Below are 18,075 nucleotides of genomic sequence, written 5' to 3' on the forward strand. Positions count from 1 at the left end.
GGCTAGAAATCATCCTCGTCCTCGACCTCGCCAATTCCCTGCGGAATAGCCAGGTCAGGAAATTGAGACCGGAAACGGCCGGCCTCGACCGGGTGCAAACGCACCTGAAGTGTGCTGGCGCCGGTCTTGTTGTCCATTTTACTGGCCAGGACATCACCATGCGCATGGAGCCAGGCCAGAGCGCGTGCATCCTGGGGCGGTATGGTAATCTCCAGGCGTTCATTCTCTCTCGACAGCGCACGCTCGATCGCATCGACGAGGGTTTCAACACCCTCACCGGTAGCGGCAGACAGGGCCAGCTTTAACGGTCGTGCGGCCTTCAGATTGGCCATCTGGACAGAAATCGCGAGGTCCTCACGGCCGTCTTCGTCGAGTTGATCGGCCTTGTTCCACGCTTCCAGCATGGCCTGTTCGTGAGCCGGACCGGCCTCGATCGCATCGAGCACGCCTTCGACATCCTCGATACGGCCATCGCGGTCAGGATCAGAAGAATCAATGACATGCACAAGCAGGTCAGCTTCACGGACTTCTTCCAGCGTCGCCCGAAAAGCCGCGATCAGCTCGGTCGGCAGATCGGTGATGAAGCCGACCGTATCGGACAGGAGAATGCGTGTACCACCGGGAAGGTCCACCGCCCTCACCGTCGGATCCAGAGTTGCGAAGGGCATGTCTTCAGCGAACACTCCAGCCCCAGTCAACTTGTTGAAAAGCGTTGATTTTCCGGCATTCGTATAGCCTACGAGCGCGACGGTCGGAAACGGTACATCCTGGCGCTTGGCCCGGTGCAATGAGCGTGTCCGCCGCACCTCATCGAGCTGTCGCCGCAACTTGGACATTTTCTCGCTCAGGAGGCGTCGGTCTGTCTCGATCTGGGTTTCACCCGGTCCCGCCAGGAAGCCGCCACCGCCCCGCTGGCGTTCAAGATGTGTCCAGGTGCGCACAAGGCGGGACCGCTCATAGGCCAGCCGGGCGAGCTCGACCTGAAGGACACCCTCCTTCGTGCGGGCCCTCTGGCCGAAGATTTCAAGGATCAGACCGGTCCGGTCGATCACTTTCACATTCAGGCTCTTTTCCAGATTGCGCTGCTGGACAGGCGAGAGTGCGGCATCAATGATCGCCACATTGGCTTCGAGCTCTACCAGCAGGTCGCGCAATTCTTCCAGCTTGCCGCGCCCGAAATAGCGGCCCGCATCGATCTTGCGCATGGGCAATATGAAGGCGTCCCCGACTTCAAGGTCGAGGGCTTCTGCCAGGCCGGTGGCCTCTTCCAGGCGCGCCTCGGCGCGGCCCATCGTGTCTCGGCTGGCGGGATGAATGACAAGGGCGCGCGATACCGGCGCCTCGCGCTCAATCAATCCGTGGCGCTCTCTTCCGCTGCATCCTCATCCGCCTTGTCGTCCTCGAACAAGGATACCGGTGCGGCCGGCATGATGGTCGAGATGGCGTGCTTGTAGACGAGCTGTGACAGCCCGTCCCGACGAAGCAGGACACAGAAATTGTCGAACCAGGTGACGACACCCTGCAGCTTCACGCCATTAACGAGGAAGATGGTCAGGGGCGTCTTCGTTTTACGCACAGAGTTCAGGAAGACATCCTGGAGATTTTGTTTCTTATCGTGCGACATGTTGGCTCCGCATGCGTCGCTTTGATCAGCGATTCGTATAAAGGGTATACAGGCCCTGCCTTGTGCTGCAACCACTTCATTTTGCATGGGAAGCTGCAGTCTGGCCTCAAGCCTCCCGGAGGTAGGCCCCGCGCAGCGTCAGCGCCAGCGAACCCGGTTCACCATTGGCGATGATATGGTTATCGATCGCGATCACCGGCGTGACGAAAGACGTTGCTGATGTCAGGAAGGCCTCGCGCGCGTCATAGGCTTCTTGCGGGGTAAAGCCCCTCTCCTCGATTTCCAAGCCAAGCTCTTGAGCGCATTTGAATATCCGTGCCCGCGTGATGCCGTGGAGGATACCGTGATCAGCCTGACGCGTGACCAGTTTCCCCGCTTTTGTGACGATCCAGGCATTGGTTGAGCTGCCTTCTGTGACATGCCCGTCAGTGTCGACTTGCCAGGCCTCAACCGCGCCCGCTTCGTGCGCGGCCTGCTTGGCGAGGACATTTGGCAACAGGTTTACAGTTTTGATGTCACAGCGTGCCCAACGCTGGTCGGGCGTGGTTATGACAGTAATCCCACGCTCGGCTCGAGTCTCCGCTGCGGCATGATCAAGTCGCTTGCAGGTCAGGACGATCGTCGGCGTGATCCGCTGTTTGGGGAAAGCATGATCGCGCCGGGCTTGCCCGCGCGAGACCTGGAGATAGACAAGCCCGTTCGTCACCCGGTTCCGGCGCAGCAATTCGCTAATGATGTGCTCAAGCGCCGCCCGGCTTCGCGGCGCCGGAATCCGGAGTTCACCCAACGAGCGCTCGAGGCGCTGGAAATGCCCGTCAGAATCCATGAGGCGACCCTTGCGGACGCTCCACACCTCATACACGGCATCGGCAAACTGGAAGCCGCGATCCTCGACATGGATTGATGCTTCTCGGTGCGGGAGAAATCGGCCATTTACATAGGCAAAGCGCATGGTTGTCCGCTATTTCCTCTTGAACAGGGCCCAGATAGCAGCAATCGCCGCCAACACTTCCAGACGCCCCAGGATCATGGCTGAAATAAGGATCGGCTTGGCTTCGTCCGGTACCTGCCGCCAGCTGGTCATCTCATGAGACTGGTCCAGCATCGGCCCGATATTGGCAAGGGCCGCGGTCATCGCGAGAAAGGCGGTCTCGAAGTCCAGCCCCACCGATGAGAGCGCCATCGTTCCAAGCCCGATCGCCGCCACGAAAGCTAATACATAGGCCCAGATTCCGACGAGCGCGCCTTCGTGAACGCGCCGACCGCGGAAGCTGACCGGAACAACACTGCGTGGATCGGACAGAATGGCCAGTTCAGCGCCCATGCGCTTCCAGAGCAGCAGAATTCGCGACACCTTGATCCCGCCGGTTGTCGAGGCTGCGGCGCCGCCGATCAAAGCCACAAAGATCGAGGCGGCCAGAGCCGGGATGGTCCCGCCACCGGCTGAAAACCCGCTCGTTGTGACGATGAAGGCCGCATCCATCACGTCAGAAAAGGGCGTGCCGGGACGGGCGAGAATGAAAAAGCCGCCCAGGCCCACGATAAGCGCGAAAATGCCAAGAATATCCGGGTCGCGCAGCACTGACCGGTCGCGGATAACATCCCAGAACAACGCGATATTCAGCGCTCCAACGAGGCAGCCAGTCATTACCCAGACGGTTGAGATCGGCCCGATTGTGTCCAGCAATCCGCCATCGGTCGGGGTGTAGCCGCTGGTCGAAATCGCGCTCATCGACAGCACAGTGGCATTGAACAGACCATTGCCCGCAAACAGCAGACCCAGCCACACCAGCGAGGTCAGTACGGAGTAGATGATCGCCACTCGTTTGGCGGCAAGTGGAAGATGCGAGAACACATTGTCAGAGCGCAATGTCAGCAGGGCGGATTTTCGGATTGCAGGGACATCCCGATCCAGAGCCGCGAACACACCGATCGCGAGCAGAAGCGTCGCATACCCCCCCAGCCAGCCAAGGATGGCCCGCCAGAAGATCAAGGCGCGTGGCAGATCGTCGGCCGGCAGCAAGGTTGCGCCTGTCGTGGTCACCGCCGAATAGGCCTCGAACACCGCGTCGATCGGGTCGAAATACCCGGTCAGCCAGAAGGGGAGCGCGGCCATGGCCGGTGCGGTGATCCAGGACAAAAGGGCCAGGCCGAGCGCGTCCAGCGCGCTGGCCCGCGATTTCAGTCCGCGTGTCGCGGTGAGAATGAAGATGCCCGGAATGAATGCGATGAGCGCCGTCGTTCCGAAAAGCGGAGCCAGATGCGGCTCTCCAACGGCCGCGGCCACGAAGGCCGCGAACAGCGCGACACCTGCGAACAGGACCCAAAGCGCGCCCAGCGGCCGGAGAAAAGCAACAGGCGTCATGACCTAAAAGTATTCGAGACTGACGCGGAAGAGATGCTCAACCTTCGGGATGAGCGCCGTATTGCAAAACAGGAGAACGCGATCATTTTCGCGGATCCGCCCTTCATCGCAGGGCAGGATGACCTTGTCGCCTCGCACGACGGCGCCAAGGGCAACACCATCCGGTAATTCGAGCTCGTCCAGCGTCTTGCCGACCAGCGGCGAGGTCGAGAGCGCGACGCCTTCCAGGGCCTCGGCCTGTCCGCCCCCCAGGCTTTGCAGCCCGGTAATCCGGCCGCGCCGGATATGCTGGAGGATGGTCGACACCGTGGTCGCACGCGGGTCGATGAGAACATCGATATCGAGTGCATCCCGCAGGCTTTCAAAGGCGCGGTCATTGATCAGGGACAGGGCCCGTTCGGCCCCTTCCCGCTTCGCCATGACGGCAGAGAGCATATTGACCTTGTCGTCATTGGTTACACAGACGACCAGTTCAGCCTCACCGACCCCGGCCTCGTGCAGCAAGCGGGCATCGAGACCGTCACCATGCAGGACCACAGTGCGCTTCAATCGCTCGGCTGCCGCTTCAGCGCGCGCCTTGTTGGCTTCAATCAGGCGGACTTTCACGCCGCCGGCTCGTTCCAGCGCCCGCGCGACATAGACGCCGATATTCCCGGCTCCGACGACGACGACGCGGCGAATCTGTTCGGAATTGCGTCCGAAGATGTCGAGGATCCGTCGCACCTGGCGGCTCTCGGTGACGATGTAGACGTCATCGCCTGCCAGGAGCGGGTCATGGAGTTTGGGAATGAAGAGCGTCTGCTCCCGTTGCACGCCCACGACGGCCAGGCGCAGATCGGGGAAGAGCTCCATGACCTGCTCGGTGGTCGATCCGGCCACCGGTGAATTTTCATCCAGACGCAGGCCGAGCAGCTGGACCCGACCGCCAGAAAAGACTGCGGTATTGAAAGCGCCCGGCGTCTCGACACGCTGCAGGATGGCACGCCCGACTTCCAGTTCGGGCGAGATCACGACATCAACCGGCATATTCCCGGTCGAGAAGAGATCGCCCCAGGCCGGGTCGAGATAGTTCTGTGCGCGGACACGGGCGATGCGCATCGGGGTGTGAAACAGCGAGTGGGCGACCTGACAGGCCACCATGTTGGTTTCATCCGAATGCGTCACGGCGACAAGCAGGTCAGCCTGGCGAGCCCCTGCCCGCTCCAGAACATCCGGATGCGACCCGTGTCCGACCACGCCTTGCACATCCAGATCCGTGACCACATTGTCGATCAGCTCTGTTGACCAGTCGACGACCGTGACGGCATTGCCCTCACGGGCCAGCGCGCGGGCAATACCCACACCGACCTGCCCGGCTCCGCAGACAATCGCTTTCATGTCAGATTCCTCCGGCCGGCGTCAGGCCGCACCTTCGCGTTGCGGGCTGCCAACCCCGAGAGATTTGAGCTTGCGATGCAATGCCGAGCGCTCCATGCCAATGAAGGCCGCGGTGCGCGAGATATTGCCACCAAAACGGTCGATCTGGGCCTTGAGATATTCACGCTCGAAATTCTCCCGGGCCTCGCGCAGCGACAGGGCAATCATCTTTTCGGCATCAAAACCGACATCCTGATTTTCCCGTGTGACGACTTCCGATGGAAGCGAGTCGAGGGTGATCGGCTCGTTCATTGCACCCGTCGCCAGGATCAGCAGGCGTTCGATGTTATTACGCAATTGACGGACATTGCCCGGCCAACCATGCGCCTGCAAGGCCGCCATGACATCATCACCGAACCGACGGCGTGGCAGACCGGCTGAATTGGTCAGGCGCTCCACGAAATGGGTCACCAGCGCGGGGATGTCCTCGCGACGATCAGCAAGTGGCGGGACCTGCACCGGCACCACCGCCAGGCGGTGATAGAGATCCTCGCGGAAAAGCCCGCCCTGGATGCGACCGGCCAGGTCCTGGGCGGTCGATGAGATCACCCGGACATTGACCTGGACATCCGCTGCGCCACCGATGCGCCGGAAACGCTGCTCGACAAGCAGCCGCAGCAATTTGCTTTGCGTGTCCTTTGGCATGTCGGCGATCTCATCGAGATAGAGCGTGCCCCCATGGGCCCGCTCAAGCAGACCGACATGCTTGATGCTGCCATCCTCGTTCTCGCGTCCGAAAAGCTCTTCTTCCACGCCGTCAGGCGACATGCCGGGTGCACTCACGGCGATGAAATCGGCGTTTGAGCGCGGGGAGCTTTCGTGAATCAAACGCGCGACCAATTCCTTGCCGGCACCCGATGGCCCCCGGATAAGCACACGGCTATTGGTCGGTGCGACACGGTCGATCAGCTGACGGACCTGAACAATCCCGCTGGAATCACCAATCAGCGAGCTTTGCGTCTCGCTACGGGCTCGCAACTGCGCGTTTTCCGAACGCAGACGGCTGGTCTCGAGCGCGCGCGTGACGGTCAGGAGGAGCTTGTCGCTCTTGAAGGGTTTTTCCAGGAAATCATAGGCACCCTTTCGGATCGCCGCGACCGCGGTTTCGATCGTGCCATGGCCGGAAATGACGATGACCGGCATGTTTGGATCAATGGCGCGAAACTCGTCGAGCAATTCAATCCCGTCCAGGCGGCTGCCCTGCAACCAGACGTCCAGAATCACCAGGGAGGGCTTGCGCGCCCGGATCTCGTCGAGGGCGCCGTCTGCATGCGCGGCCTCGCGGGTTTCATACCCGTCATCTTCCAGCAGCCCACCGATCAACTCGCGGATATCTGCCTCATCATCCACGATCAGAATGTCGCGCGCCATGGATCAGGCCTCCTGTATGCTTTGAAATTCTTGTTCTGTTGGGTCTGCGAGCGGGAAGATAAGGCGCACAACCGCGCCCTGACCGTCGCGGGGCACATCAAGTTCCAGTCGCCCCTTATGGTCTTCCATCACACGTTTGACGATGGCGAGTCCGAGGCCCGTGCCCTTCTCGCGTGTCGTCATGTAGGGCTCGGTCAAGCGCTCACGATTGGGGGTTGGCCAGCCCAGCCCGTTATCGCTCACTTCAATGACCGCGAAGCCGTCCTGTTCGGTCAACTGGACGGTGACCGCTCCGGGTCCGCCGTCCTTTTCCATCCGTGCTTCAACGCTTTCCGAGGCATTCTTGAGAATATTGGCGAGAGCCTGACCGGACAGGCGCGAGTCGCATAATCCCATCACCGGATGTTTGGGCTTGTCGAAGCGCACCTCCATCGCGGACGACGCTACCCGACGGGCGAAGACAGCCGATTTGGTCAGCTCCCCCAGCTCGACTTCCTCGACCTTGGGCTGAGGCATGCGGGCAAAGGAGGAAAATTCATCGACCATGCGACCGATATCGCTGACTTGGCGAATAATCGTCTCGGTGCAGCGGTCGAACGTCTCGAGATCACTCTCGATTTCCTTTCGGTATTTGCGGCGTATCCGTTCGGCCGAAAGTTGGATGGGGGTCAGCGGGTTCTTGATCTCATGCGCAATGCGGCGCGCAACCTCGCGCCAGGCTGCATTGCGTTGAGCGGTCACCAGGCGTGTAACATCATCGAAGGTGATGACGAGGCCCGCCTCTTCGTCCATGGAGGCGCGTGCGGTGATGTGGCGGATCTGTTCGTCCGCCGTGGTCAGATCAATCTGGGCCTCGGCGACGGCACCGGGGCGACGTCGGGCTTCCATCACCAGATCGCTCAGCGCCGGCGTGATGTCATCCAGTTGCATGCCGATCTGGTCATCAGAACCGGGCGACAGCATGCCGATGGCCGAGCGGTTAATCAGGGTGACCTTGTCATCCTTGTCCAGGCCGATCACGCCAGCGCGCACACCCGCCAGAATGGCTTCGATGAAAGCGCGGCGCTGCTCGCTTTCGGCATGGCTTTCGATCAATTCCCGGCGCTGGCTGCGCAATTGCCGGGTCATGCGGTTAAAGGCCCGTGCCAGGGCGGCGATCTCGTCGTCGTCGCGACCCATTTGCACACGGGCTTCGAGATCGCCCCGCCGGACCCGCTCGGCGGCCGCAACCAGGCGCGAAATCGGTGTCACGACGCGCGTTGCCGCGCTCAGACCGAGCCAGACCGACCCGATCAGTATGAGCGCCGCGACTTCGAAATAGAGCAGGAAGAAGGTCTGGCGGATCGAGGTTTCCTGCTCATCCGCCCGGCGCAAGGCGACGCGGGCCTCCTCCATCTGCCGGAACAGGTCCACATTCATCGGGATGGACGCGTAGAGATAGGCGTCTTCATAGCCGCCAAGTTGTGTCAGAAGGCGAACCACATCCGTCCCGACGGGCGTAAATTCCGGCGTCGACACAGCGACCCCGCCCTCGCCTTCATTGGCCAGTTCGTACAGGCGCGGTGAGGGTGCCACATAAGGCTCATTCTCCTGGAAGCGCGTGCGAGCCAGCAGATTGCCCCGCCCGTCGACCACATAAGCGGCCGAAAAGCTTTGCTGTGCTGCGAGAGCGCTCAGTCCCCAGACATACTGGATACGGCTCGAGCTGAACGCCTCGACCGCATCCGGTTGGTTGAGCGCCTCCACAATCGTGCTCAGCCGGTTGCCGGCGGCATTGACCTCGCGCTCGTAGATTTCACCCGCAACAATGGCGGTCCCGTCGACAACCGTCGCAATCCGCTCGCCGAACCAATAGTCAACGCCACGATTGAGGACGGCACCCAGAAAGAGCGCGGCGAGGACCGCCGGCGCCGCCGCCGCAAGCGAGAACAAAGCGACGAAGCGCAGATGGAGACGCGGCGTGGGCTCGCCAAAGCGGCGCGCCCTCACCCGCCGGACAAAGCGGACGACCACAACGCTACCGAGCCCGAGAATGAGAACGGCATTCCCGATCAGGAGTGCCATCGCATTGCGGTCACTCAGGCGCATCAGGCCGTTATCGCCAAGCAGACCCGTCGCGGCGATGGTCAGAAAGATCGCGGATGTCACAAAGCCAATGCCGAAGAGCGCGGCGGATCGCGGTGAAATATTCCGGATCAGAGGCTTCGACTGGGTGTTCGGCAAGTGTGTGCTCACATGTTGCAGAACGGCATCATTACTCCGTTGTTGCACATAATCAACACCCGTGATGCACAGGTCACATATCGCTCTGATCGCCGTCCAGCTCACCCAGTCGGCGAGCCAGTGTGTTGCGGTTCAGGCCCAGCACCTCCGCCGCCCGCGACCGGTTTCCACCGCAGCGATCCAGTGCCTGACTGAACAAGGCTCGGTCGACGGCATCAATCGCGACATTGCGGGCATTCTCACGGCTGAGAGAGAGGGCGGCGATGGCATTGGCATGAACATCAAGATCGTCACGGGAATCCCCGGCATCTGCCGAGAAGGCGACGAGGACATCATCAAGACCGGCGACCCGGCCTCGAGTCGACAGAGACAGGCGCGACAGAACCGAACGAAGCTCGACGACATTGCCGGTCCAGGCGGAGCCTTGCAGATATCGCACGGCATCCTTTGAGAGCCGAACCAGCTCCTGTTTGTCCCGTCGGGCAAACTGGGCGAGGAAGGCCTCGCAAAGCGCCGGGATATCACTGCGACGTTCGCGCAGCGGCGGCACCGAGATGACGCATTCCGACAATCGGGCAACCAGGCGCGTGTCCAGCCCTGTTTCCGGCGAGTGTGATGCGGTGGCGATGACACGGCCAATTCCCGCGTCGAGGGCGTCGCGCGCCGCACGTTGCTGCCCGGCATTCCACTCCTCAAGCCGCAGCCAGACCACCTGACGCGCGGCCTGGGTCGAGCCAAATATCTCGGTCGCCGCGTTGGAAGGCGTCACCACGACGGCATCATCAGCGGAAATGCCGCGGGCGCGCAGGAGGGCTTCGGCGGCCTGGCGTTTCCCGACCCCCGGCTCACCCGTGATCATCACGTGAGCCTGGCTGGTCGCGGCCCGCGCAATCGCCTTGAAGGCTGATTGCATGGCCGTGGATTGACCAATGAATCCCGTTGGCTCGTCCGCTGTCTTTGAGCGCCCCGCTTTCGCTTCATCGCCCAGCGCGGCACCGACCGCCGCGATCATGTCATCGAGGTCAAAGGGCTTGGGCAGATACTCGAACACGCCGCCCTTGGCGGCATTGATCGCGGTGGAGGCGGTGGCCTGGGCGCTCATGACGATGACCGGCATTTGCGGCCGCAGGCGCGCGACAAGGCCGAGATTTTCCAGGAAATTCGATCCGTCCAGAAGCACATCGGCCAGTAGGAGATCGCCTTCGCCATTGCGGATCCAGTTGAGTGCCGTGTCCGGCGACGCCGTCGCCCGGACCTGATACCCCGCCGAGCCTAGGGCCCGCGAGAGAATGAGCTTCAGGCTTTCATCGTCTTCCAGCAACAGTATTCGGGCGCTCACTTGGCTTCCTTCCTGGCAATCGGCAAACGGATATTGAAGACGGTCCGTCCGGCCTTGCTCTCATAGTCAATCTGGCCTTCATGCAAGGCCGCGATCCGGGCTGAAAAAGCCAGGCCCAGCCCCTCGCCCGCTGGCTTGGTGGTCACGAAGGGCGTGAAGATGCCCGACCCAAGCGTTTCGGGGATGCCCGGCCCGTTATCACGAACGGACAAGACGAGCGGGGTCGGATTGCCTCCGGTGCGGCTCTTGGGGCCGGCATCGAAACGGGTTTCCACGACGATTTCGGCCGATGCATCATTGCGTACGGCATCAAAGGCGTTCTGGAGCAGATTAAGCACGGCCTGCATCAACAGGTCGGGATCGCCCAGGATGACGGGTAGCGACGGGTCGAAATTATCCCGCATCACGCCCCGCGTCGCAGGATCAGCCCGATGCAGGCTTTCCATCGCATTCACCGCCAGCAGGTTGAGATTGATCTCGGAGCGTGGCTCCAGCTGAATGTCGCCGACCCGGCTCCAGTGATCGGCCAGGCGGGTGATCCGGTCGACATCCTGGATAATCAGGCGGGCGAGGTCGCGCGCGCCCTCCAGATCGGTTTCGCGGCGGATGAGCTGGGCCGCACCGCGCACACTGGCGAGCGGGTTTTTCAGCTCATGGGCCAGCATGCGACCGAATCCCAAAGCCGGTGCTTCGGAGGCCTTGGCGCCCATTTCCTGGTGGGGAAGGACAGACAGGATGAGCTGGCCATGCTCGTCGGACCAGCGGGCATGAACGTCGAATGGACCACCTCCACCCAGCATGCGGCCCAATGCGACTACGGTGCGGTGCGTGCTGCAGGCCTGTTCGATGATATCGGCCAGGTGGGCGCAGGTCGCCGACAGCGTGCCGAAGCGGCTTTTGCGCATGTGCCGGATCGACAGGCCCAGCCATTCTTCCGCCTGGGTATTGGCCCAGACACAACGCGCCTCCCCGGAGAAGACCAGGACCGGGATCGCCGCCTGGTCCGCCGCCAGATTGGCGGCATCGGGTGCGCCGGCGGCTGTCATGCGACAGCGCGCCCATCGAGCTGACGCAATCCATCAAGCGCTGCATGGATATCCGCGGCGGCGTCGGACCGGCACAGGCTGGCCCGCTGGGCACGGACCCAGTCAGGATCACCAGAGGTGCATTCGACATCACAGAAACTGGCAAAATGCTTGCGCATCATGCGCGTGCCGAGATGGGCGCCATAGTGGTCAAGACTGTTATCATACTGATCTGAAAGGGCATTTATCTTGTCATTCCAGCTTGTCTCGAGCGGCGGGAGCCCGGCGAGCGCCCGACCAATCTCACCGACCAGCCAGGGTCGTCCCTGGGCAGCGCGCCCGATCATGACCGCGTGGGCACCGGATTTGTCGAGCGCCTCGCGGGCATGGGCAATTGTGTGGATGTCGCCATTGACGATGACCGGGATATCCACGGCCTCGACCACGGATTTCACGGCCGACCAGTCGGCCTCACCCTTGTAAAATTGCTGGCGGGTTCGGCCATGCACGGTGACCAGCTGGATACCGGCATCGCGGGCCCGGCGGGCGAGCTCGGGAGCGTTGAGACAATCATGATCCCAACCGAGGCGCATTTTCAGTGTGACCGGCTTGCGCGTCGCTCCGACGGTCGCTTCGATCAGGGTCAGGGCATGGTCGAGATCACGCATCAGGGCTGATCCCGACAGACCCTTCGTCACCTGGCGCGCCGGACAACCCATATTGATATCAATCACTTCCGCACCGGCATCCTCGGCGATCCGGGCCCCTTCCGACATCCAGCGGGCTTCGCGTCCGGCGAGCTGGATGACGCAGGGCTTGAGCGAAGCGTCGAGCGCCGCCTTGCGGATCATGTCGCGGCGACCGGCGGCCAGGGCATCGGAGGCAACCATTTCGGACACCACCATGCCGGCGCCGAAACGCTGGGCCTGGCGCCGGAAAGGCAGGTCGGTCACCCCGGACATGGGTGCAAGTATGGCCGGGATTTCAATGCTGTGCGTGTCGATCGAGAAGCGCATGCGGCTGGACAAATCCTCGGTGTGCATCGTATGGCCGAAGGCTAGCGAGTATGCTGCGCTGCGGCAATCCACGAGGCCTGTTGATGAAGATCGCTGCTGTCATTGTCGCCGCCGGACGCGGTGAACGGGCCGGTGGCGGCGTGCCCAAACAGTATCGCGACCTGGCCGGAAAACGCGTGCTGGCCCGTAGTGTTCATCGTCTGCATCATTGTGGTGTCTTCATGAGCCTCATTGTGGTGGTCAACCCGCTTGATCGTGACCACATCGACGCGGTCGAGGCCGAACTCGGCTTCCAATTGGATACAATCCCCGGCGGTGCCACCCGGACCGCCTCGGTCCGCGCCGGCCTCGACGCGGCCGCCAAAGCCGGAGCCGAAGCGGTGCTCATCCATGACGCCGCCCGCCCCTTCGTCTCGACCGACCTGATCGATCGCCTCGTGACGGCCCTGGACAGCCACAAGGCGGTCATCCCCGCCCTGCCCGTCAGCGACGCGCTTCTTCGTGTTGGTGATGGTGGCGGGATGGGTGAGCCGGTCTCGCGGGACGGGCTGTTCGCGGCGCAGACACCGCAAGCTTTCCATCTTGCGCCTTTGCTCGACGCTTACGCGAAATTGGGCGAGACCGCCCTGCCCGATGATGCGGCAGTGATCCGCGCGGCGGGCGGTGAGGTTGAGCTGGTGACCGGTGAAGCGGAGAATTTCAAACTGACCACGCCGGAGGATTTCCTGCGCGCGGAAAGGATGCTGATGAGCGAGGCGATCACCGTCACCGGACAGGGGTTTGACGTTCACCGGCTCGAGCCGGCGGAATTGATGTGGCTGTGCGGGATCGAGATCCGCGCCGGGCTGGGCCTGGTCGGCCATTCCGACGCCGATGCCGGTCTGCATGCGCTCACCGATGCCATTTTGGGCGCTGCCGGCGCCGGTGATATCGGCCAGCATTTCCCGCCCTCGGACCCGCAATGGAAGGGCGCTCGCTCGGATGCCTTCCTCACGCATGCGCTCAAGCTCCTGAAAGAGGCTGGCGGCGAGATCCTCCATGCCGACCTGACCCTGATTGCCGAACGGCCCAAGATCGGCCCCCATCGCGAGGCCATGCGGGCGCGGGTCGCCGAACTGACCGGCTTGCCGCTCCAGCGGGTCAATATCAAGGCGACCACGACGGAAAAACTCGGCTTTACCGGGCGCGGCGAAGGCCTGGCTGCCCAGGCCATCATCACAGCGAGACTGAGACCATGATCTTCACCCATTCCCTGATCGACCAGGCCGAAACCCTCATCGACCGGGCCCGCACGGCCGGCGTGATGATCGCCACGGCGGAAAGCTGTACCGGCGGTCTGGTCAGTGCGCTTTTGACGGAAATCCCCGGCTCGTCGGACGTGGTGGACCGGGGTTTTGTCACCTATTCCAACGCTGCCAAGACCGAGATGCTGGGCATTCCCGCCCGGGTGATCGAGGCCAATGGCGCGGTCTCGGTCGAGGTTGCCAAGCGCATGGCGGAAGAGGCCTTGCTGCGCTCGAATGCCGATATCACGGTCTCGATCACGGGGATTGCCGGCCCTGGCGGCTCCGAGCACAAGCCGGCCGGCCTGGTCCATTTCGCGATGGCGCGACGCGACGGAGCGACCAAGACCCATGTCTGCCGTTTCGGCGATCGCGGCCGCGATGCGGTGCGTCTCGCCAGTGTCGCCACGGCGCTCGACCTATTGGCCGAGGGCGTTGATCTCTTCGGCTAGATCACGCGACGGATCGCCGGTCACCGGGTAGCGCCGATTGGCTTCGGCGGAGAATTTCTCGACCAGGACCCGACCGGCACGCTCGCGATTGCTCTCCAGCAGCATTTGCAGGATGGCATTCTTGAATTCCGCCCGGATGGAAAAATCGACCAGGCAGGACCCGTCCGACAGGGCGATGAAGCGCCAGTGATTTTCCAGCACCCGAAACGGTCCGGCGACAAAGCTGACCGCGATCGTGCGCGCGCCCGCATCAGCGATGGCGCGCGAGGTGAAGCGTTCGGTGACAAATTTATAGCGCACGCGGGCTTCCGCCGTCATGGCGCGGACCCCGCCCTCCTCGCGCTCATCGAGCAGGCGCATGGCGGTGATCTGGGGGATGAATTCGGGATAGCGCCGGACATCGCTGACCAGCTCGAACAGATCATCGGCGCTGTGAAAGAGGCGCAGGCGTTCGCGGACTTCTACGACCATTTGTCCGGCTCCGGGTGCGGCGCTTAACCGCGCGCCATCATCTGCTCGCGGGCGGCGCGCAGCTTGGCGAAATCATCACCGGCATGATGGCTCGAACGGGTCAAAGGCGTCGCCGAGACCATCAGGAAGCCCTTGGCCCGGGCAATCGTCTCATAGGCCTTGAACTCATCCGGGTGCACGAAACGGTCAACGGCGGCATGCTTGCGGGTCGGCTGCAGATACTGGCCGATGGTGAGAAAATCGATGCCGGCGGAGCGCATATCGTCCATCACCTGCATCACCTCTTCCTTGCTCTCGCCCAGCCCGACCATGATGCCCGACTTGGTGAATTGCGCCGGATCGCGATCCTTCACCCGCTCCAGGAGGCGCAGGGAGTGATAATAGCGCGCGCCCGGACGGATGGAGAGATAAAGCCGCGGCACCGTCTCCAGATTATGGTTGAACACGTCCGGCTTGGCATCGATCACCGCTTCGGCAGCGCCCGGCTTGCGCAGGAAGTCCGGGGTGAGGATCTCGATCGTGGTCTTCGGCGTCGCGGCGCGGATCGCCTCGATCACATCAACGAAATGCTGCGCCCCGCCATCATCGAGGTCATCGCGATCAACCGAGGTGATGACGACATGATTGAGTCCCATCTGCGCCACCGCCTCGGCGACACGGCGCGGCTCGTCCATGTCGACCGCGGCCGGCAGGCCGGTCTTGACGTTGCAGAAGGAACAGGCGCGGGTGCAGGTATCGCCCAGGATCATGAAAGTGGCGTGTTTCTGCTCCCAGCACTCCCCGATATTGGGACAGCCCGCCTCCTCGCACACCGTCACCAGACCGCCATCCTTGACGATTTTCTGGGTCTCGGAAAACGTCTTGCCCAGGGGCGCCTTGACCCGGATCCAGTCCGGCTTGCGAAGCACCGGCGTATCCGCCCGCTTCTGCTTCTCCGGATGGCGAGCCGCACGCGCGTCAGACGCAGCGGAACGGGCAGTCGTGTCGATCAGATTGGCCATGGGGGCGATGTATGATGTGGGGCGCGATGTGGCAAGGTTTGGGGGCTGTGGTGTGGGCGTGGGGATGCGGGCTTGATCCCGAAAGCGGACCTGCCCTTGCGCTCGAGATTGTTGTGCCTTGGCAACAATACGGTGTTACGGCAGAACGCAATGGGCTCCTTTATGCACTGTCTCTGTAAACGCTCTCAGTCGACCGAGACGCGCGTCATCAAGCGGGATGTCCGACAGGACGGTCGTCACGAATTTCGGTCCGTGCCCCCCAATCTCTCGACAAAAGTTCTCGATCTCACCAACCGGAATCACATAGATGCCTATCTCTGCAAGCTGTTGGATTAATGCATTATAGTGCTTGGTCGCCTCGCCGGGTGGAATTCCATTCACACCCGTCTTTTTTACGATACTCCACGGCTTGGTCTGTTTCAGCGCCTCTTTGATGTCGCCTGCAGGCAAAGCGTTCGGTTCGGACTCCTTTAACAGGTCTGAGATCTCGACCTTAATCTCATCGACCGTTTTCGGTTTTACACCGTTCCGTACCGCACCGTCGACCCGCTGCCAGAGCGGTTCAATGGCACGCCAGTCGCCACCAAATGCGGTGACCGAACTTCTCACTACCTGCTTGTCGTCCAAAAAATCTATGTCGAATACCGCCTTCAGCGGCACCCCAACCATCCGCAATACTGTGGCAATCTTCGCGATGGCGTGCTTTCCTCCCGTCGGCACATACGCGGTGTCCTTCCACAGATCATCGCTTTGGGCAGAAAGATGATCGGCCGTCGCGTTGATCAACCTGCAATCGCTGTCGTCCTCACAAAGGATCGTTTGCTCATGAAAGATACCTTCAAGCGCATTTGAATACTTGAGATCGGGCTTCTCCCAAAGTTGCTTGATAGTGTCGGAAGGAGCTTCAAAAACTTGGTTGACGTCTCCGACGCGGCGTATTCGAAGAATGCGGACCACACCTTTGGCTCCTTCCAAGAACCCGCGCATGATGTCGCTACTATGCGTTGCGACTACCAACTGGCCGTCAACTTGTTCGCAAAGCGTTTTGCCTAGACGCCGCATTTGCGGTGGGTGGAGAAATGCTTCGGGTTCGTCGATCAGGGCGATGTCGTGGTGACCAACTACACATTCGAACAGAAGGCCTGCATAGCTTTTCATCCCGTCTCCCTGTTCGTTAAGCACAGGGTTCTCGCGAACAGCCGCAACGTACTTCTCACCAACCCGATCAGGCATTTCTTTCATGTCTGGCAACGGGCCAACATGAATTGGCATCACGTTACCGCCACGATAGTCGAACATGAGATCTTGCCCAAAAGCAGCACGAAACAACCCGCTGATTTTGGTCATCAGGTCTTGATCGTCATACAAGACATGCTGAGGACGCGATTTTTGGGCCCCAGGCGAAATGCTCGTTTGTGGCTCACAGATTTTTAGACGTTCATCGGCCGAAATCCTTTTTGTGAAGCCTGAGTGGATGTTGGCTAGACCTTGGCCTTTCCAACCTTGAAGGTGGGACTTATGGACCGCCCATCCGCCGAGCCAATAAACATTATCCAATGCCCGATACTCTGCATTTTCGTCGAGGAATGCGATCAGCTCATCGTAAGAACCGCGCTTTGATAGCTCTACTTCCGTAACAACTTTGGCCCCCACACCGTTGTTACGGCCTATGCAAAAGTCGATGTCCCGCAACGCTTGCGATTTACCGCTATTATTAGGGCCGACAATTACAACCTTCGCCGTCGGATCTAGCTCGACTACCTGCCCGCCAGAAAAAGAGAGCTTCGAAATCGTTGCCGTTGGTTTTTTGGTCAATACCCGCTCCATCTCGTTCAGATTAACTCAACGACGCGTTCGACCTGATATCTGGCACCAACGCAGCTCTTCAACCATTTGAATGGCAATATGTGCAAGGTCAACCACGGATTGATTAAACCGACGAACTTGGCAAAACCGCAACGGCGTCAAACAGTTCGGTAGGCACAGTTTAAGTGCTTCGCAAAATCGCAACACGAATACGCATAATTGGAGACGTGTGAGTTAATGTCCGCATTTACGCCAAATCAGACTGAAATGCCCCACCCCACCCTCTAAACCTCATGCCAGCCAGCGGGCCGTATCCGTTTCTTCAGCTCAAGGGGCATGCCCCTTGAGCTGAAGAAACGGATACGGCGATCTCCCGGCAATGGGTTTATGGCCCGGAGCGCGCTCGGCGCGTTTGGTTGACGGCGGGGCCAGCATTCCTGCCTCTGTCTCCGATCACCCACTCCGTCTCGCCGCTGTCGCGACGATCCACCTCGCCCGTCAAGGGCGAGGACCTGGGTCTCTTTTCTTCCCCACAGCGTGGGGAAGTGGGCCGGCGCGCAGCGGCGGGTCGATGGGGCCGAGCGTTAGCGCGGGGGCGCGTGGGCCTTCCGCCTGCGGCGGCCCCTCCGTCTCGCCCCGGCGGGCGATCCACCTCCCCACGGTGTGGGGAGGAAAGGCGGAGC

At 61.5% G+C, this 18,075-nt stretch carries 15 protein-coding genes; 2 read left to right on the plus strand and 13 right to left on the minus strand.

The genetic code is table 11. The annotated features are described in order from the left end of the window. Positions 1–2 precede the first annotated feature (2 nt). The 10 genes from hflX to dusB all read right to left on the minus strand — a co-directional run bounded on the left by hflX (position 3) and on the right by dusB (position 12,379). A complete protein-coding gene (gene hflX, locus Q0X62_RS09320) occupies positions 3–1,355 on the minus strand; it encodes a GTPase HflX (RefSeq protein WP_297734519.1) in 1,353 nt (450 codons plus the stop codon). After that, positions 1,352–1,624 (minus strand): RNA chaperone Hfq, encoded by a 273-nt coding sequence (gene hfq / locus Q0X62_RS09325; RefSeq protein WP_075189826.1) that lies wholly within the window; start codon positions 1,622–1,624, stop codon positions 1,352–1,354. The genes hflX and hfq overlap by 4 nt, the downstream gene beginning before the upstream one ends. A 106-nt stretch (positions 1,625–1,730) precedes the next feature. Then, positions 1,731–2,576 carry a D-amino-acid transaminase gene (locus Q0X62_RS09330; RefSeq protein WP_297734524.1) on the minus strand — a complete coding sequence of 282 codons (846 nt, stop codon included), beginning with the start codon at positions 2,574–2,576 and terminating at the stop codon, positions 1,731–1,733. Positions 2,577–2,585: 9 nt separating this feature from the next. After that, entirely contained in the window at positions 2,586–3,989 is a 1,404-nt protein-coding gene (locus tag Q0X62_RS09335) for a potassium transporter TrkG (RefSeq protein WP_297734526.1), read from the minus strand. Positions 3,990–3,992: 3 nt separating this feature from the next. Then, complete coding sequence (trkA, locus tag Q0X62_RS09340; protein ID WP_297734529.1) at positions 3,993–5,366, minus strand: Trk system potassium transporter TrkA; 1,374 nt, start codon at positions 5,364–5,366, stop codon at positions 3,993–3,995. Positions 5,367–5,387: 21 nt separating this feature from the next. Next, entirely contained in the window at positions 5,388–6,776 is a 1,389-nt protein-coding gene (locus tag Q0X62_RS09345) for a sigma-54 dependent transcriptional regulator (protein WP_297734532.1), read from the minus strand. Positions 6,777–6,779: 3 nt separating this feature from the next. Then, complete coding sequence (locus Q0X62_RS09350) at positions 6,780–8,999, minus strand: PAS domain-containing sensor histidine kinase (RefSeq protein ID WP_297734535.1); 2,220 nt, start codon at positions 8,997–8,999, stop codon at positions 6,780–6,782. Positions 9,000–9,072: 73 nt separating this feature from the next. Then, positions 9,073–10,338 (minus strand): response regulator, encoded by a 1,266-nt coding sequence (locus Q0X62_RS09355; RefSeq protein WP_297734538.1) that lies wholly within the window; start codon positions 10,336–10,338, stop codon positions 9,073–9,075. Next, complete coding sequence (locus Q0X62_RS09360; protein ID WP_297734541.1) at positions 10,335–11,384, minus strand: ATP-binding protein; 1,050 nt, start codon at positions 11,382–11,384, stop codon at positions 10,335–10,337. Before Q0X62_RS09360 ends, Q0X62_RS09355 begins: the two co-directional genes overlap by 4 nt. Beyond that, positions 11,381–12,379: a tRNA dihydrouridine synthase DusB gene (dusB, locus tag Q0X62_RS09365; protein WP_297734544.1), complete on the minus strand. Its 999-nt coding sequence runs from the start codon at positions 12,377–12,379 to the stop codon at positions 11,381–11,383. Before dusB ends, Q0X62_RS09360 begins: the two co-directional genes overlap by 4 nt. Before the next feature lie 83 nt (positions 12,380–12,462). On the opposite strand from dusB, the gene Q0X62_RS09370 reads away from it, so the two are divergent. Together Q0X62_RS09370 and Q0X62_RS09375 are read left to right on the plus strand one after the other, a co-directional pair. Then, positions 12,463–13,617 (plus strand): bifunctional 2-C-methyl-D-erythritol 4-phosphate cytidylyltransferase/2-C-methyl-D-erythritol 2,4-cyclodiphosphate synthase, encoded by a 1,155-nt coding sequence (locus Q0X62_RS09370; RefSeq protein WP_297734547.1) that lies wholly within the window; start codon positions 12,463–12,465, stop codon positions 13,615–13,617. Beyond that, positions 13,614–14,114 (plus strand): CinA family protein, encoded by a 501-nt coding sequence (locus Q0X62_RS09375; protein ID WP_297734550.1) that lies wholly within the window; start codon positions 13,614–13,616, stop codon positions 14,112–14,114. Before Q0X62_RS09370 ends, Q0X62_RS09375 begins: the two co-directional genes overlap by 4 nt. Here the strand turns inward: Q0X62_RS09375 and Q0X62_RS09380 are convergent. The 3 genes from Q0X62_RS09380 to Q0X62_RS09390 form a co-directional block, all read right to left on the minus strand. Next, the gene (locus Q0X62_RS09380; protein ID WP_297734553.1) at positions 14,082–14,585 is read right to left on the minus strand and encodes a type II toxin-antitoxin system RatA family toxin; all 504 of its coding nucleotides are present in this window, start codon (positions 14,583–14,585) and stop codon (positions 14,082–14,084) included. The genes Q0X62_RS09375 and Q0X62_RS09380 overlap by 33 nt on opposite strands. A gap of 23 nt (positions 14,586–14,608) precedes the next feature. Beyond that, positions 14,609–15,586, minus strand: coding sequence for a lipoyl synthase (gene lipA / locus Q0X62_RS09385; RefSeq protein WP_297734556.1), 978 nt, complete (start codon positions 15,584–15,586; stop codon positions 14,609–14,611). 135 nt (positions 15,587–15,721) lie between these two features. Further along, the gene (locus tag Q0X62_RS09390) at positions 15,722–17,401 is read right to left on the minus strand and encodes an ATP-dependent endonuclease (protein WP_297734559.1); all 1,680 of its coding nucleotides are present in this window, start codon (positions 17,399–17,401) and stop codon (positions 15,722–15,724) included. Between the last annotated feature and the right edge of the window lie 674 nt (positions 17,402–18,075).

This window comes from uncultured Maricaulis sp. (genome assembly GCF_947259345.1).
Lineage (GTDB): Bacteria > Pseudomonadota > Alphaproteobacteria > Caulobacterales > Maricaulaceae > Maricaulis.

Coding starts and splice junctions, on each gene's coding strand:
- Q0X62_RS09345 (WP_297734532.1), bottom strand. CDS start 6,776: ATGGCGCGCGACATTCTGATCGTGGATGATGAGGCAGATATCCGCGAG.
- Q0X62_RS09330 (WP_297734524.1), bottom strand. CDS start 2,576: ATGCGCTTTGCCTATGTAAATGGCCGATTTCTCCCGCACCGAGAAGCA.
- trkA (WP_297734529.1), bottom strand. CDS start 5,366: ATGAAAGCGATTGTCTGCGGAGCCGGGCAGGTCGGTGTGGGTATTGCC.
- Q0X62_RS09370 (WP_297734547.1), top strand. CDS start 12,463: ATGAAGATCGCTGCTGTCATTGTCGCCGCCGGACGCGGTGAACGGGCC.
- Q0X62_RS09380 (WP_297734553.1), bottom strand. CDS start 14,585: ATGGTCGTAGAAGTCCGCGAACGCCTGCGCCTCTTTCACAGCGCCGAT.
- Q0X62_RS09335 (WP_297734526.1), bottom strand. CDS start 3,989: ATGACGCCTGTTGCTTTTCTCCGGCCGCTGGGCGCGCTTTGGGTCCTG.
- dusB (WP_297734544.1), bottom strand. CDS start 12,379: ATGCGCTTCTCGATCGACACGCACAGCATTGAAATCCCGGCCATACTT.
- lipA (WP_297734556.1), bottom strand. CDS start 15,586: ATGGCCAATCTGATCGACACGACTGCCCGTTCCGCTGCGTCTGACGCG.
- hfq (WP_075189826.1), bottom strand. CDS start 1,624: ATGTCGCACGATAAGAAACAAAATCTCCAGGATGTCTTCCTGAACTCT.
- Q0X62_RS09360 (WP_297734541.1), bottom strand. CDS start 11,384: ATGACAGCCGCCGGCGCACCCGATGCCGCCAATCTGGCGGCGGACCAG.
- Q0X62_RS09375 (WP_297734550.1), top strand. CDS start 13,614: ATGATCTTCACCCATTCCCTGATCGACCAGGCCGAAACCCTCATCGAC.